A 15,181-nucleotide genomic window follows, 5' to 3' on the forward strand; every position below is an offset into this window, starting at 1 on the left:
GTTTACTATAATAGAATTAAGATATTAAGAAAGCGCTTAAAAAAGTGCAATATCATATGATTAATGATGATATTTAGATTTGGGGGGCAGCATATGAACGCAATAAAACGTTTTGGGAGCGCAATGATAGTTCCAGTATTAATGTTTGCATTCTTCGGGATTATATTGGGGTTTGCAACACTATTTAAAAACCCAACGATAATGGGTGGTTTGGCAGACAGTCACACATTTTGGTTTAAATTTTGGTCAGTCATTGAATCTGGTGGTTGGGTTATCTTTAATCACATGGAAATTGTATTTGTAGTAGGGTTACCCATTTCACTTGCTAAAAAAGCACCAGGTCACGCAGCATTAGCAGCTTTAATGGGTTACTTAATGTTTAATACATTTATCAATGCCATTTTAACGCAATGGCCACATACGTTTGGTGCAAACTTACAAAAGGGTGTTGAAAATGTTACAGGTTTAAAAGCAATTGCAGGTATTCCAACATTAGATACTAATATTTTAGGTGGTATCATTATTTCAGCTATTGTAACTTGGATACATAATAGATATTACAGTAAGAAATTACCTGAAATGCTTGGTGTTTTCCAAGGTTTAACATTTGTAGTCACTATTTCATTCTTTGTTATGTTACTAGTAGCAGCCATTACATGTGTAGTGTGGCCAACGATTCAAAGCGGAATTGAATCATTACAACACTTCATTATTGCTTCTGGTTATATAGGCGTATGGTTATACCATTTCTTAGAACGTGTATTAATACCTACTGGACTTCACCATTTTGTTTATGCACCAATTGAAGTAGGTCCAGTTGTAGCAAAAGATGGTTTAAAAGCAGAATGGTTTAGACATTTAAATCAATTTGCCGAAAGTAGCAAACCATTAAAAGATCAATTCCATTATGGTTTCATGCTTCAAGGTAATGGTAAAGTATTTGGCGCAATTGGTATTGCTTTAGCAATGTATTCTACAACACCTAAAGAAAATCGTAAAAAAGTAGCTGCATTATTGATACCTGCTACATTAACTGCTGTTGTAGTTGGTATTACAGAACCATTAGAATTTACATTTTTATTTATTGCACCATTCTTATTTGTTATTCATGCATTATTAGCTGCAACAATGGATACAATCATGTATGGTTTTGGGGTAGTTGGTAATATGGGTGGAGGACTGCTTGACTTTATTGCAACAAACTGGATTCCACTTGGACAAAATCACTGGATGACTTATGTAGCTCAAGTTATTATTGGTTTAATTTTTTCAGCAATTTACTTCTTTGTATTTAGATATCTTATTTTAAAATTTGATATTCCATTACCAGGACGTCGTGCTGAAGAAGAAGTGAAACTATTTTCTAAAAAAGATTATAAAGAGAAAAAAGGAGAAGATAGTACAGACACTTCAGGTTTTAAGCCTAGTAATGAATATGAAGAAAAAGCATATTATTATTTAGAAGGTTTAGGTGGAAAAGAAAATATTAAAGATGTGACAAATTGTACAACACGTTTACGCTTAACTGTTAATGACGAATCAAAAGTAGAAGATACTGCATATTTTACACATCAACAAATGGCACATGGACTTGTAAAAAGTGGTAAGAATGTACAAGTAGTTGTAGGAATGACCGTACCACAAGTACGAGAAGCATTTGAACACTTAGTGTTTGATGAAAATGATAAAAAATAAGATACCAAAAGGGTCGAAACATTTTGTTTCGACCCTTTAACTACTCTAAGAAATACGTGCATTATGTAATGCGCGAGTTTTATATGTGGCTGATAAAATATCAATATTTCGACAAGCAATAAACTGAATGAGTTTCGAGAATATTTCTGGTTTACAACATACGCTAGCATAATTATTGTTTAATGTATAAGTTAAATCATATTGATTAGAGAAATATGTCATTATATCAATAACTTTATCTTTAATAAAAGCATCTTGTAATCCATCTATACATAAATTAAAGCGTTTAGAAGAAGAATAATGTTGTCCAGAATCTAATAAGATGTGTGTATTTCTAGAAGAGAGAATTTGGTAAATAGAAATTTGGTAAAAACTTAAAAAACTAATGAAATAGGGTAATTGTTGTTTAGGTAAGCTAATTTCAAGGGCTGGAGTATTGTTATATTTAATAATGTTGTATTGAAATGATTCGCAAAATTGAACATTTCTGCAAATTTTCATTAATTGTCTTTTAGTCGATCTTGATTGCAAACCTACAATATTTAGAATGTAAGTTTCAAATTTATCTATCCACATGCAAGAACCTCCCAATTCTTAATAATATGTAGTCTTCATGTCATTATCATTCTTAAAATAAAACACGTCGTTCCCATATACAGTCTGATTGTATCACTCTTTATTATGATTATCACTACGACTTTTGAATGAATTTTAATTTAATATTTTTGTAATACATTCGTAACTCTATTTAAAAAAGAAAAAATAAAAATATACATATTTTTAAATATTCTGAAAATTTATTGTTTTACTTTTTCTCCTGTGATACTCTTATTTCATTATTTAAAATAAGAGGGTGACGTCATGTTAAGTAAAGTAAGTGAATTTGCAACTAAGACATTTTTATTGTGGATGTTTATTGCTGCTATTATAGGTTTTATATTTCCAACTCAACTAGCGACGATTGGTCAATTCGTCCCATGGCTATTAGGAATTGTGATGTTAGGCATGGGAATGACAATTAAACCTAGTGATTTTAAATTGGTTTTTAAAGAGCCGAGGTCTGTTATTATCGGAGTGATCTTACAATTCACTATTATGCCTATCTTGGCCTATACTATTGCGAAAATATTTCATTTACCAGCTGAGTTAGCAATTGGAGTGATTTTAGTTGGATGTTGTCCTGGCGGAACATCAAGTAATGTCATGAGTTATCTAGCTAATGCTAATGTTGCGTTATCTGTAGCGATTACAAGTGTATCTACTTTATTAGCACCATTTGTAACCCCTGCTTTAATTTATTTATTTGCTCATGAGTGGTTACATGTATCATTTTTAAGTATGCTATGGTCGGTCATTCAAGTTGTTTTATTACCAATAATCATAGGATTCATTCTACAACTTGCTTCCAAAAAAGTAACTCGAGAGGCTACTAAAATTTTACCAATTATTTCTGTAGTAGCGATTTCATTGATTTTAGCGGCTGTTGTTGGAGGGAGTAAATCACAAATTCTTAAAACTGGATTACTTATTTTTATTGTAGTCATTTTACATAATGCAGTGGGCTATTTATTAGGTTATGTTTTAGCACATGTATTCAAACTTGATAGAAGAGACAAAAAGGCGGTTTCTATTGAAGTTGGAATGCAAAATTCAGGTTTAGCTGTGTCTTTGGCAACTGTACATTTTAATCCACTAGCAGCAGTGCCAGGAGCCGTATTCAGTTTTGTTCATAATATTTCTGGACCTATTCTTGCCAAATATTGGTCTAAACGTTAATGTAATATGTTAAACTTACCTATAATATTAAGTTTAAAGGAGAAATATCATGTATAAAGCAATAGTATTCGATTTTGATGGTACAATTGTCGATACTGAACAACACTTGTTTAATATTATTAATAAGCATCTAATTAGTCATAATGCAACACCAATTACACTCGATTTTTACCGTGAAAATATTGGTGGAGAAGCAAAGGATTTACACGAATATTTGGAACAGACGATTGGAAATGATAATAAAGAAACTATTTATAAAGAACATCATCAAACAAGCAATCAATTAGAAATTAATCCTACGATTAAACAATTGATGAAATACTTAAAGCAACGTCATATTCCTATGGCAATTGCGACAAGTAGTTATAAAAAGGATATTTTTCCAGTATTTAAGAGTCTAGGTTTAGATGAATATATAAATATTATTGTTGGGAGAGAAAGTGTAGAATATGTAAAACCAGAGCCAGAACTTTATTTGACTGCGGTTCAGCAGCTTAATTATTCTCCAACGCATTGTTTAGCTATTGAAGACTCTGTAAATGGTGCTACAGCTGCTTTTCGCGCTGGATTAGATGTTATAGTAAATACAAATTATATGACTCAAACACAAGATTTCTCAACTATTCCATATATTGGTAAAGATTTAAATAACGAAGAAATTATAAATCGTTTTTTTGAAAAGGGTCATGTGTGAATGAAATGTCGTGGCAATTAATTATCTTCTTTTTAGCTGGACCCATTATTATTGGAATAGGAAATCTTGTTTTAGGTCCAATATTTAATAAACGTATTCCTTTTAGAGTTCGTATACGTTCATTCATGTTAGGATCAATGATATATCTTATACTTGCTTTTATAGCGTATTTCTTTTTGTTACAAGGCAAATTATAAAGTGATCGACCAATATAACAGTAAAAAGGAACCTTTTTCTAAGGTTCCTTTTTTATTAAATAATTATTTTTAGAATAATTGTAAAGACTAATAAAACAATTAAAATCGCATCAATACCTACCATTACGGTAAATCTAGTGCTTTTAGATCCTTGAGATTTAGCTTGTTTCATTGCATTATAATTTGGTATGAGACTTAAAAATAATAAAACAATAATTAATATTATACCGATAGTGACTGACATATATATTTATTCTCCTTTTCTTTTTTCAATCCATTCCCATATAAATCCTGCAATAATACCTACACAGATTCCTATTAAAACACCGAACTTTGGAGAAGATAATACTATTCCTATAATTAAAAAGATTATAACAGCGATAGATAAAGTAATACTAAATTTTATTTTACGTTGATCAGAATTAAAGATTGAAAATACAATTAAGTATAGTAAGAAAAATGCTAAAGTTGCTAAAAACGTTCGTAGTATAAGCGAACTTACCATGTGCTGTTGTTCACTAAAAAAGTTCAGTAAAAAGAACACAATAGCAAAAATAATGGATATTTTTATATCCTTTTTTAATAAATGCTGCATAAGGTTAAACTCCTTTAAGTCTATATAAGCAGTATAGCATACTGCTAAAGTATCAATTAAATATATTAATTTAGTAATATGATTCTCAACTAAAAATAACTCAATAATACAAATATTAAATTATTCATTTTTGTAAAAAAGTAAAAATATTTTAATTAAATAAATGGAAACGCTTTCAATGTAATTTAAAAAATATATTTTATTTTCTGAAAATTATAGTATAATAACTTCAATAAGGTAAAGGATATGTCGACTAAGAAAACGTAATAAATATTTTCTATAGTTTAAAAGTATCGCACCTTAGTCCAAATAGAGATGGGGTATTTTTATGGATAATAATGAATTACACAGGGGACTAAGTGCACGTCAAATTAGAATGATTGCGCTTGGCGGGACAATTGGTGTAGGTTTATTTATGGGGGCAACAAGTACAATTAAATGGACTGGACCGTCAGTTATTTTTGCGTATTTAATCGCAGGAATATTCTTATTTTTAATAATGAGAGCAATGGGAGAATTGATTTATTTAAATCCAACAACAGGTTCATTTGCAACATTTGCTAGTGAATACATACATCCAGCTGCTGGCTATATGACAGCGTGGAGTAATATATTCCAATGGATTGTCGTTGGGATGAGTGAAGTCATTGCCGTAGGTGAGTATATGAATTATTGGTTCCCTCATTTACCACAATGGATACCAGGTGTGATTGCAATAGTATTATTATTAGTAGCAAACTTAGCTTCAGTTAAAGCGTTTGGAGAATTTGAGTTTTGGTTTGCAATGATAAAGGTGGTAACAATCTTATTAATGATTATTGCTGGGTTAGGATTGATTTTCTTTGGAATTGGTAATGGAGGACATCCTATCGGTATTTCTAACTTATGGAAACACGGTGGATTTATGCCAAATGGATTAGTTGGTTTCTTCTTTGCACTTTCAATCGTTATTGGTTCTTATCAAGGGGTTGAGCTCATTGGTATTACTGCAGGTGAAACAAAGAATCCTAAAGAGAATATTAAAAGTGCTGTAAATGGCGTTATATGGCGTATATTAATTTTTTACATAGGTGCTATTTTTGTTATCGTTTCAATATACCCTTGGAATCAATTAGAAAGTATTGGTAGTCCTTTTGTAGCTACATTCTCTAAAATTGGTATTACATTTGCTGCAGGTTTAATCAACTTTGTTGTATTAACTGCTGCATTATCAGGATGTAACTCTGGTATTTTTAGTGCAAGTCGTATGATATATACACTTGCTCAAAAAGGGCAAATGCCTAAAATCTTTACACGTGTAATGAAAAATGGTGTGCCGTTTTATCCAGTATTAACTATTGCAATTGGTATTTTAATCGGAGCATTATTAAATGTTATTTTACCTGTATTTATTAAAGGTGCTGATAGTATTTTCGTGTATGTTTATAGTGCATCTATTTTACCAGGTATGATTCCATGGTTTATGATTTTAATTAGTCATATTCGTTTCAGAAAATTACATCCAGAACAGGTTGAAAATCATCCATTTAAGATGCCAGGAGGCCCAATTTCTAGTGTTATTACCATTATCTTTTTACTCATTGTTTTAATTGGTATGTTATTTAATAAAGACACAGTTATTTCAGTGGTTATAGGTATTATTGTCTTAGCAGGGGTTACAGTTTATTACTTTATTCGCGGTCACCACAAAAATGATGCTATAAAAAGAGTAAAATAACGATAAATATATATATTAAAAAATCTGAGACGTGCATAAACGTCTCAGATTTTTTAACGTTTGGATAGTAAATCCCTAAGTTAAACATAGACTAATATCAAGTTTTTCAATTGTAGACCGAGACCCTAACATAAAGCCATTCAAAAAGAAAGTCGACGACCAACGTAAGTTAGGAATGAAGTGGAACAATGAGTTCTATCCCACTCCTTTTTTACTAATGTTTAAATTCAATTTTTGATAAATATTTGTGATAATTATCTAATGAAATCTTTGACTGTGTTATATAGTCTAAAGAATCGTGATAATTACGTGCTATAAAGCGGTAAAAGATAATATCAATCGTATATAATTGTGCAAATAATGCAGTCGTCGCACTCATACACAGTTCGTTTTTATAATCTTCATTATACGTTAAAACTAAATCAGAATCTTTTGCAATTGAATTATTGTTAGAACTTGTAATAGTAATCATTGAAAGATTAAAATCTTTAACGACTTTTACCATTGCTTGTAGTTCGCTCTGTTCACCACTATTTGTAATAAAAACGACACAGTCATTTTTATTATGTGTAGACAACATTGTAGTAAGTAAATGTGTATCTTGAACTAATTGAATATTGAGACCAATACGGGATAATTTCTGATAAAATTCAAGGGCACACACATATGAACTCCCATAACCATATAGAAAAATGGTATGTGCCTGTTTAAATGTTTCACAAATAGCGTCAATAGTTTGGTGATCTATAAAATGATTACTTTGTTTTAACGACGCTTTAGTTTGAAAATATAATTTTTGTTTTAAACTTTCTACTGATTCATTTTCTACTAACTTGATATTATATGGTGTGACTTGTTTAGGAAACCATTGCTTAATTTCATCGCGTATAGCTTTAAAATTTTGATTAATTAATTTTTGACTATAACGATTCATAGTAGATACACTAATATTAAGCTCATCTGCAATCGCTTCATTAGACATTGAAACTAATTTATGTGGAGAATTTAATATGAAACGTGAAAGTTTCTGTTCACTTTTAGAAGACGAAGCGTAGACTTCATCTATCCTACTTAAAATATTTGTCATCCAATCACCTAATTTATTAAAAGTTTTTCTTTCATCATAAATAGATAGATGAAAATGAAAACATCTCTATCTAGGCATGTGAATACATCATATATTACATCTAAATTCCCACAAATATCGATAAATAACTGTAAAGTGATTAAGTTAAGTAAAGGTTTACGTAATAGGATTACCGAAATAATGTGATATTCTCCCATCAATATGACATTATTTCGAAGATTAAAAAAATAGTATGCAGTTTTTACTTAATATTAATCAAGCATTATTATACATACTATCAATTACAATGACAATTCACCTACTAAACTTATCAAAAAAATAAGGTTATTGATAATTATTAATCTGATTATAAACTTTATAAATATGATTTTGACGTTCTTGCAAATCAACGATTAAATTTCCATTTTTAAAATTTTGAAGAGGGATCTGTTTTAAGTGAGTCACCAATTTATTGTATTGCTCGAAACAATACATTTGTGAATCAGAACAATGAGATGAAATACTATTTATTTGATTATGTTTAAAATGAGCACGGCAATGAGTAATAAAATTATTGTAATCTTTAATTCCCAAAGATAAATGTGCTATGTCCATAAAATAATAATATTTAGCTTTTTCTAGTAAAATTAATAATTGAATTAAAATGTGTTGATCGTATATTAAGGTTTTATAATGCATGGTACATTCATCCTTTAAAAGAGAATGTTAAGGATATATGGTGTGTAAGCATTTAGTATTTAAGAATGAAAGTGAGAATACATCGAAATTTCTTCAATACTCACTATATTCATTATTCATTGTTTTTAGTCTGTAGAAATTCCTTATAGTTATGAATAGTAATATCGTATGTTTGAATCTTTTTTTCAAATGAATAAGAAATATCAACAATATTTAATATTGATAATTCACGAGTTCTACCGAATCCAATTTCATAAACAATAGCAAACCATTGACCGTTACGGCATAGTAAACCGATGAATATCACATTTTCTGCAGTAATTTCATTATTTTCTGAAAAGTCAACAAGCATAACATGTCTTTCGTTACTATAAATTAAAATTTCTGAAAATAGATGTGGTAATGTTAGAGAACGTGTATCTTCTAATTTAATATTATTGGAGATATGTTTCAGTATTTTTAGCATTTGTGTATTAGGTGTTTTTAAACATTTATTCATAATTGAACGAATGTCTTGAGTGTAAGGTAATGTAGAGTGAGATTGACTTTCTTGCAAAGTTAAAAATAGTGCAATAAGTTCAGATTCATTTAATTTAAGTTGAAAATAATGATCAGTATTTTGAATTTCATATCCACCATGTCTTCCTTTATGAGCGTATATATGAACGCCTTTAGATTCTAAGTCATTAATATCTCTAGTAATTGTACGGGTAGAAACATTAAATTGTTTTGCTAAATCAGAAGCATTGATTTTATGTCCTTGTTGAATTAATGACATCATTTGATTTTGTCTTTCCATTTTATTCAATATACTCACCACCTATGAACATTACATATTACATTAATTATAACATAAGACCGGGATTCAAGACATTTATAGTAATAAGTTGATTATAAGTGTAAAAATAAACTATTTTTATTTAGAAAACGCTTACAATTATTAGGTGATTATGCTAATATAATATTTGTAACAGGGTAGAACGATTTCAAACAAAGGGGTAGGGGCTATATAACAGATAGCTCAAGGTGAGTCGTTCGGGTTACATCGAAACATCTTCAATATTTATTACTTACTTTCCTTTCTATTTTGTCGGCTAGCAAATGACTAGCCGATTTTTTATTTTAAAAAAATAATATGTTATATGATAAGATGAATAAAAACGTTGAGGTGACATCATGCAAAATCAACAACTTCAATTTATAGATAAGCATATTACGAATTGGTTCCAACATTTAGATGATATTATTCCTAATTTAATTAAAAATATGGTTACAGAAACAAAAGAAAATCGATTCGATTTAGTTACAAATGTAGATAAACAAATCCAAAATGATTTCGAAGCCTATCTTGAAAAGTATTTTCCTACACATCAGTTATTAGCTGAAGAAAAAAATAATGATGGTATTGAACCCTATCAGGGACACCTTTGGATTATGGACCCTATTGATGGAACAGCCAATTTAGTGAAACAACAAGAAGATTATTGTATTATTTTAGCTTACTTTGAAAATGGACAACCTAAATTATCTTATATTTATGACTACGCTCATAAAATAATATATAAAGCAATTGAAGGTAAGGGAGCTTTCATGAATAATGTCAAACTTGAGTCTCCAGAAGTATTATCGCTTAAAGATACTATTGTTTCATTTGGTTCAGAATACGTGAGTGAAAATTTAAGTAAAGCTTTGTATCAATCGTCTTTTAGTGTGAGATATATAGGAGCTTGCGGATTAGATTCAGTGCGAGTAATTAAAGGACAATTTGGAGCACATTTTAATACCAATCCTAAACCTTGGGATATCGCAGCACAGTTTTTATTCGCTAAAGAATTAGGATTAGTGATGACGCAAATGGATGGGCAACATCTTGATTTCGCTAAAGGTGGTCCCTTTATTATTAGTAATAAAGGGTGCTACGAGGAGATATTAGCTATTATTAATGATGAACACTAATACTTCTATTCTTAGTTATTTGATATATTTACTACTAAAGTTGTATAGTAAATTAAATCATTTAATATATAATAATGGAGATATATTTTAATATAAATAGAATAGGAGGAGGAAGATGCAACGTCCTGATAAGAAAAAACATTCCTCTAGTAAAATAATGAAATGGGTTATTAGTATACTTGTTGTGTTAGCTATCGTTGCTGTAGCCGTTATCGCAGCAACGATATTGATCACAGGTAATAAAATTCATAACCCGCTTCATCGTCAACAATCTGAATTGCGTTCTCATAATGTTAATTTAAGAAATGGAGATCCATTTACAATTGCCTTATTTGGTGTTGACTCTAATGCACAACGTAAAAGTACAAATGATGGTGAACGTAGTGATACAATAATGATTTTATCAGTGAATCCAAAGAAAAAAACGACTGAGCTTGTAAGTATTCCACGTGATACTCAAGCAGAAATCGTAGGAAGAGGTACAACTGAAAAAATTAATCATGCTTATGCTTATGGGGGCCCTACCATGGCTGTTAAATCATTAGAAAAACTAATGAATGTGCCAATAGATCACTATGCTACTATTGATATGGATGGATTACACGACATGATTGATTCGGTCGGCGGTGTTAACATAACGAGTAATGATACATTTACAGTTCAAGGTACAACATTTACTAAAGGGCAATCCACTCATATTGATGGAGATACAGCTATGGCATTTATTAGAAGTCGTAAAGAAACAGGTGCAGGTGGCGATTTTGGACGTCAAGAACGTCAACAACTAGTTTTACAAGCTATGGCAAATAAAATGGTGAGTTCTTCAGCGATTACACATTTGCCATCATTAATTACTCAAATTCAAAAGAACGTCACAACCGATTTAACATTAGGAGACTTAAATGAAATTAGAAGTCATTATAAAGAGGCTAATGATACAGTGAATCGTCATCAGCTAGAAGGTACAGGTAGTATTCAAAATGACGGATTATGGTATTTTATTCCTAATGAAAGTTCAAAAGGGCAAATGACAGAGGTATTAAATAATAATTTGAAAAAATAAAAGATTGATATAGAATTTAAAAAATCTGAGACTCATTTATATGTCTCGGATTTTTTATTTAAAGATATAAAAATTTAAGAGTATATGCTTTATTTAAAAGAATAAAGAAAGGTCAATAGATAGTATTGAAAGCCTTAACATTATATGATTTTAGTTATACAATAATATTAATTCTGTATTGAATATGGGGAAACAATACAGAATCTTAATGAAATTGGTTGTTTACGGAATATAATTATAAGGTGGGGAAAGCAATGCAAGAACATTTAGTTTTAACCCTAGATGATGTGGATTATCTTGTAGAACCTGGAACAAATTTACTCGAATTTATTAAATCTCGTGATACTTTCGTGCCTTCAATTTGCTATAACGAATCCATGGGTCCAATTCAAACCTGTGATACTTGCATGGTTGAAATTGACGGTAAAGTTGAACGAGCGTGTAGTACAGTAGTTGACCGTCCGATGTCAGTCAATACTCAAAATAAACGAGTGAAAGCTAGCCAAAAAGAAGCATTAGATAGAATTTTAGAAAAGCATATGCTGTATTGTACGGTATGTGATTATAATAACGGTGATTGTGAGATTCACAATGCCATGGATGCATGGGGATTACAAGAACAATCATATGAATATAAAACAAAACCTTATGAAAAAGATTATGGTCCTTTCTATCGTTATGACCCAGACCAATGTATCCTATGTGGCAGATGTGTAGAAGCATGTCAAGATGTGGAAGTTAACGAAACACTTTCTATAGACTGGGATCGTGAGCACCCACGTGTGATTTGGGATAATGATGTTCCAATAAATGAATCGTCTTGTGTATCATGTGGTCAATGTGCGACAGTATGTCCATGTAATGCAATGATGGAAGTCAATATGGAGGGTAATGCAGGATATTTAACTGATACAGAACCGGGTTCATTAGCAGCTATGATTGATTTAACTAAAAAAGCTGAACCAGGAGATGGATTGTTATTTGCTGTGTCGGATTCTGAAGCAGAGATGCGCAAAGAAAGAATTAACAAAACTAAAACAGTATGTACATATTGTGGTGTAGGATGTTCATTTGATGTATGGACAAAAGATAGAGAAATCTTAAAAGTTCAACCATCACACGACTCTCCAGCAAATAAAATCTCTACTTGTGTAAAAGGTAAATTCTCATGGGGACACATTAATTCGGATCAACGTTTAACTAAACCTTTAGTACGTAAAAATGGTGAATTTCATGAGGTTGAATGGGAAGAAGCCCTTGATGTTATAGAAGAGAACTTTAAGCGCATTAAAAATAAATATGGTGGCGATCATCTAGCATTTATCGCCTCTTCAAAAGGTACAAACGAAGAGTCATATTTAATGCAGAAACTTTCTCGCCAAGTATTTGGTTCAAATAATATTGATAATTGTTCGAGGTATTGTCAAGCACCTGCTACAAAAGGATTATTTAGAACGGTAGGACATGGCGGGGACTCAGGTTCTATTGATGACTTGGAAAAAGCAGCTATGACGGTACTTATTGGTACAAATACAGCAGAAGCACATCCAGTTATTGCTTCAAGAATTAAACGTGCACAGAAATTGTTTGGACAAAGAATGCATGTCTTTGATATTCGTAAACATGAAATGGCTGAACGTGCAGATGAATTTTATCAACCTAAACCTGGTACAGACTTAGTATGGTTGAGTGCTGTGACAAAATATATTATCGATCATCATTTACATGATATCGAATTTATTAAAAAGTGGGTTGACAATTTTGATGAATACTATGAGTCGTTAACTCCATTTTCATTAGAATTTACTGAAGAGGTTACAGGAATTTCAAAAGCGCGGTTAATTAGTTTCGCGGAAGAATGCGCAAAAGCAGAATCTGTAGCTATTTGTTGGGCAATGGGTGTCACACAACAAGATATTGGTAGTGATACAAGTACAGCAATTTCAAATCTTCTTCTTGTAACAGGTAACTATAGAAGACCTGGCACAGGGGCTTATCCATTACGCGGCCACAATAATGTTCAAGGTGCAAGTGATATGGGAAGTATGCCAGATCAATTTCCAGGTTATCAAATGATACACAATGATGAAATTAGAGCGAAATTTGAGAAAGAGTATGGTGTCACATTGAATCCAACGCCTGGTCGTGATAATCATCAAATGATGGATGGTATTCATGAAGGACAAATTCATTCACTATATTTGTATGGTGAAGATACAGGAATTGTAGATTCAAATATTAACTATGTACAATCTGCATTAGAAAAAGTTGAATTTTTGGTAGTTCAAGATGAATTTATAACATTTACAGCAACGTATGCGGATGTTGTGTTACCAGCTAGTCCTTCGTTAGAAAAAGATGGCACATATACAAATACAGAGCGTAGAATTCAACGTATTAATCAAGCATTATCACCTTTAGGTGACTCAAAACCTGACTGGGTAATTTTCCAATTGATTGCTAAAAGAATGGGCTTTGATTGGAATTATAGTCATCCTTCAGAAATTATGGACGAAATTGCACGCTTAACACCTTCTTATTCAGGTGTCAGCTATGAAAGATTAGAAGGTTTTAACAGTTTACAATGGCCTGTAGCACCAGATGGTATAGATCAACCTACATTATATCTTGATGGCTTTAATTTCGATAATAAACGTGCAAAATTATTTAAATTAACATTTGATAATTTCTTTAAAGAAGATGAAGTATATGATTTACATGTGAATAATGGTCGCGTACTAGAACATTTCCATGAAGGAAATATGACATATCAAACAGAAATGATTAAATATAAAATGCCTCATGCATTTGTAGAAATTTCACCTGAATTAGCAAAAGATCGCGATATCCATGAGGGTGCAGAAGTAAAACTTATTTCTGATACAGGAGAAGCTACTTTAGTTGCTACAATTACTGATAGAGTTAAAGGAAAAGAGATATATATTCCTTTAAATAATGATGCTATGAGTAATGGTGATATAGGTGCTATAAATAAATTAACTAATAGTGACGCGGATTATGCTACACACACACCATCTTATAAACGTACACATTGTCGTTTAGAGGTTATAACTAGAAAAGGTAAATCTCCTTTAAATCCAACGAATTTCCGTGTAGATAAACATCGTCATCCACAATATAGTGTCCAAGTTCAGAAAAAATGGAAGCGTAAGGATTATATTTTCCCGGGAAATGTGGTGGATTAATATGGCTGAAAGAATAACTAAAATTAATCGTCTTGAAAAATCAAAGGAACAACTTAAATTGGAAAGTTTGAATGAAGTTACAGATGCAATTGTTGAAAATAAGGATAGTATTTTAAAAGCTATTCGTATTATTAAAAATTTAGATGATGCAAAACTCTTAGATGCTATTAACGGTGGTATTAAAGGTCGTCAAGTTATTATAAATAAATTCGCTACGGAATTAAATAAAGAGATGTATACTGGACTGATTACAAATTTAGCTCCAATGGTATTTATGCTTGGAAATCTAGAAGTTAAAGAACTAAGTCAATTTTTAAATAAACTTAATAGTGGCTTACACGTAGCTAATCAAGCAAGTCCAAATGCCAAAATGACGATACGAAGCTTAATGAGTGTATTAAAAGATGATGATATGAATCGTAGCTTAACGTACATGCTAAATTTACTTAAAGGCATGTCTAGAAAATAAATTGAATAGATACGACTCCTTAATATAAGAATGAGATGACTTATGTTA

Annotated in this window: 15 protein-coding genes; 9 read left to right on the forward strand and 6 right to left on the reverse strand. The window is 30.9% G+C overall.

Annotated features, from left to right (window positions below; translation table 11 throughout):
* Positions 1 to 93 precede the first annotated feature (93 nt).
* Positions 94 to 1,695 (forward strand): alpha-glucoside-specific PTS transporter subunit IIBC, encoded by a 1,602-nt coding sequence (locus tag NST64_RS02595; RefSeq protein ID WP_049417721.1) that lies wholly within the window; start codon positions 94 to 96, stop codon positions 1,693 to 1,695.
* Positions 1,696 to 1,740: 45 nt separating this feature from the next.
* On the opposite strand, the gene NST64_RS02600 is transcribed toward NST64_RS02595, so the two are convergent.
* Positions 1,741 to 2,271 carry a hypothetical protein gene (locus NST64_RS02600; RefSeq protein WP_002454979.1) on the reverse strand — a complete coding sequence of 177 codons (531 nt, stop codon included), beginning with the start codon at positions 2,269 to 2,271 and terminating at the stop codon, positions 1,741 to 1,743.
* Between the two features lie 285 nt (positions 2,272 to 2,556).
* On the opposite strand from NST64_RS02600, the gene NST64_RS02605 reads away from it, so the two are divergent.
* From NST64_RS02605 to NST64_RS02615, 3 genes are read left to right on the forward strand one after another with little or no spacing between them, the layout of a single operon-like run.
* Positions 2,557 to 3,471, forward strand: coding sequence for a bile acid:sodium symporter family protein (locus NST64_RS02605; RefSeq protein ID WP_002488728.1), 915 nt, complete (start codon positions 2,557 to 2,559; stop codon positions 3,469 to 3,471).
* Positions 3,472 to 3,520: 49 nt separating this feature from the next.
* Positions 3,521 to 4,165, forward strand: coding sequence for an HAD-IA family hydrolase (locus NST64_RS02610; protein ID WP_002448575.1), 645 nt, complete (start codon positions 3,521 to 3,523; stop codon positions 4,163 to 4,165).
* 5 nt (positions 4,166 to 4,170) lie between these two features.
* Positions 4,171 to 4,362, forward strand: coding sequence for a hypothetical protein (locus NST64_RS02615; RefSeq protein ID WP_002454981.1), 192 nt, complete (start codon positions 4,171 to 4,173; stop codon positions 4,360 to 4,362).
* 55 nt (positions 4,363 to 4,417) lie between these two features.
* On the opposite strand, the gene NST64_RS02620 is transcribed toward NST64_RS02615, so the two are convergent.
* Positions 4,418 to 4,606, reverse strand: coding sequence for a hypothetical protein (locus NST64_RS02620; protein ID WP_002448560.1), 189 nt, complete (start codon positions 4,604 to 4,606; stop codon positions 4,418 to 4,420).
* Between the two features lie 6 nt (positions 4,607 to 4,612).
* Positions 4,613 to 4,957 carry a hypothetical protein gene (locus NST64_RS02625; protein ID WP_002448336.1) on the reverse strand — a complete coding sequence of 115 codons (345 nt, stop codon included), beginning with the start codon at positions 4,955 to 4,957 and terminating at the stop codon, positions 4,613 to 4,615.
* A 328-nt stretch (positions 4,958 to 5,285) separates the two neighbouring features.
* On the opposite strand from NST64_RS02625, the gene NST64_RS02630 reads away from it, so the two are divergent.
* Positions 5,286 to 6,674, forward strand: a complete 1,389-nt coding sequence (locus NST64_RS02630) for an amino acid permease (protein ID WP_049417724.1) — start codon at positions 5,286 to 5,288, stop codon at positions 6,672 to 6,674.
* A gap of 214 nt (positions 6,675 to 6,888) precedes the next feature.
* Here the strand turns inward: NST64_RS02630 and NST64_RS02635 are convergent, their stop codons facing one another.
* From NST64_RS02635 to NST64_RS02645, 3 genes are all read right to left on the reverse strand, one after another.
* Positions 6,889 to 7,761, reverse strand: coding sequence for a MurR/RpiR family transcriptional regulator (locus tag NST64_RS02635; protein ID WP_049417726.1), 873 nt, complete (start codon positions 7,759 to 7,761; stop codon positions 6,889 to 6,891).
* 324 nt (positions 7,762 to 8,085) lie between these two features.
* Entirely contained in the window at positions 8,086 to 8,439 is a 354-nt protein-coding gene (locus tag NST64_RS02640) for a hypothetical protein (RefSeq protein WP_002448527.1), read from the reverse strand.
* Between the two features lie 112 nt (positions 8,440 to 8,551).
* Positions 8,552 to 9,247, reverse strand: a complete 696-nt coding sequence (locus NST64_RS02645; RefSeq protein ID WP_037554333.1) for a helix-turn-helix transcriptional regulator — start codon at positions 9,245 to 9,247, stop codon at positions 8,552 to 8,554.
* 368 nt (positions 9,248 to 9,615) lie between these two features.
* Here NST64_RS02645 and NST64_RS02650 point away from each other — a divergent pair, with 368 nt between their 5' ends.
* The 4 genes from NST64_RS02650 to NST64_RS02665 all read left to right on the forward strand — a co-directional run bounded on the left by NST64_RS02650 (position 9,616) and on the right by NST64_RS02665 (position 15,133).
* Positions 9,616 to 10,395, forward strand: coding sequence for an inositol monophosphatase family protein (locus NST64_RS02650; protein WP_002448358.1), 780 nt, complete (start codon positions 9,616 to 9,618; stop codon positions 10,393 to 10,395).
* Positions 10,396 to 10,510: 115 nt separating this feature from the next.
* Complete coding sequence (locus NST64_RS02655; RefSeq protein WP_049417728.1) at positions 10,511 to 11,458, forward strand: LCP family protein; 948 nt, start codon at positions 10,511 to 10,513, stop codon at positions 11,456 to 11,458.
* Positions 11,459 to 11,712: 254 nt separating this feature from the next.
* Complete coding sequence (gene fdhF, locus NST64_RS02660) at positions 11,713 to 14,664, forward strand: formate dehydrogenase subunit alpha (RefSeq protein ID WP_049417730.1); 2,952 nt, start codon at positions 11,713 to 11,715, stop codon at positions 14,662 to 14,664.
* A gap of 1 nt (position 14,665) precedes the next feature.
* A complete protein-coding gene (locus NST64_RS02665; protein ID WP_049417731.1) occupies positions 14,666 to 15,133 on the forward strand; it encodes a DUF1641 domain-containing protein in 468 nt (155 codons plus the stop codon).
* Positions 15,134 to 15,181 lie beyond the last annotated feature (48 nt).

The sequence above is a fragment of the Staphylococcus sp. FSL W8-1268 genome (assembly GCF_038003965.1).
GTDB lineage: Bacteria > Bacillota > Bacilli > Staphylococcales > Staphylococcaceae > Staphylococcus > Staphylococcus hominis.

Coding starts and splice junctions, on each gene's coding strand:
- NST64_RS02595 (WP_049417721.1), top strand. CDS start 94: ATGAACGCAATAAAACGTTTTGGGAGCGCAATGATAGTTCCAGTATTA.
- NST64_RS02600 (WP_002454979.1), bottom strand. CDS start 2,271: ATGTGGATAGATAAATTTGAAACTTACATTCTAAATATTGTAGGTTTG.
- NST64_RS02605 (WP_002488728.1), top strand. CDS start 2,557: ATGTTAAGTAAAGTAAGTGAATTTGCAACTAAGACATTTTTATTGTGG.
- NST64_RS02610 (WP_002448575.1), top strand. CDS start 3,521: ATGTATAAAGCAATAGTATTCGATTTTGATGGTACAATTGTCGATACT.
- NST64_RS02615 (WP_002454981.1), top strand. CDS start 4,171: ATGTCGTGGCAATTAATTATCTTCTTTTTAGCTGGACCCATTATTATT.
- NST64_RS02620 (WP_002448560.1), bottom strand. CDS start 4,606: ATGTCAGTCACTATCGGTATAATATTAATTATTGTTTTATTATTTTTA.
- NST64_RS02625 (WP_002448336.1), bottom strand. CDS start 4,957: ATGCAGCATTTATTAAAAAAGGATATAAAAATATCCATTATTTTTGCT.
- NST64_RS02630 (WP_049417724.1), top strand. CDS start 5,286: ATGGATAATAATGAATTACACAGGGGACTAAGTGCACGTCAAATTAGA.
- NST64_RS02635 (WP_049417726.1), bottom strand. CDS start 7,761: ATGACAAATATTTTAAGTAGGATAGATGAAGTCTACGCTTCGTCTTCT.
- NST64_RS02640 (WP_002448527.1), bottom strand. CDS start 8,439: ATGCATTATAAAACCTTAATATACGATCAACACATTTTAATTCAATTA.
- NST64_RS02650 (WP_002448358.1), top strand. CDS start 9,616: ATGCAAAATCAACAACTTCAATTTATAGATAAGCATATTACGAATTGG.
- NST64_RS02655 (WP_049417728.1), top strand. CDS start 10,511: ATGCAACGTCCTGATAAGAAAAAACATTCCTCTAGTAAAATAATGAAA.
- fdhF (WP_049417730.1), top strand. CDS start 11,713: ATGCAAGAACATTTAGTTTTAACCCTAGATGATGTGGATTATCTTGTA.
- NST64_RS02665 (WP_049417731.1), top strand. CDS start 14,666: ATGGCTGAAAGAATAACTAAAATTAATCGTCTTGAAAAATCAAAGGAA.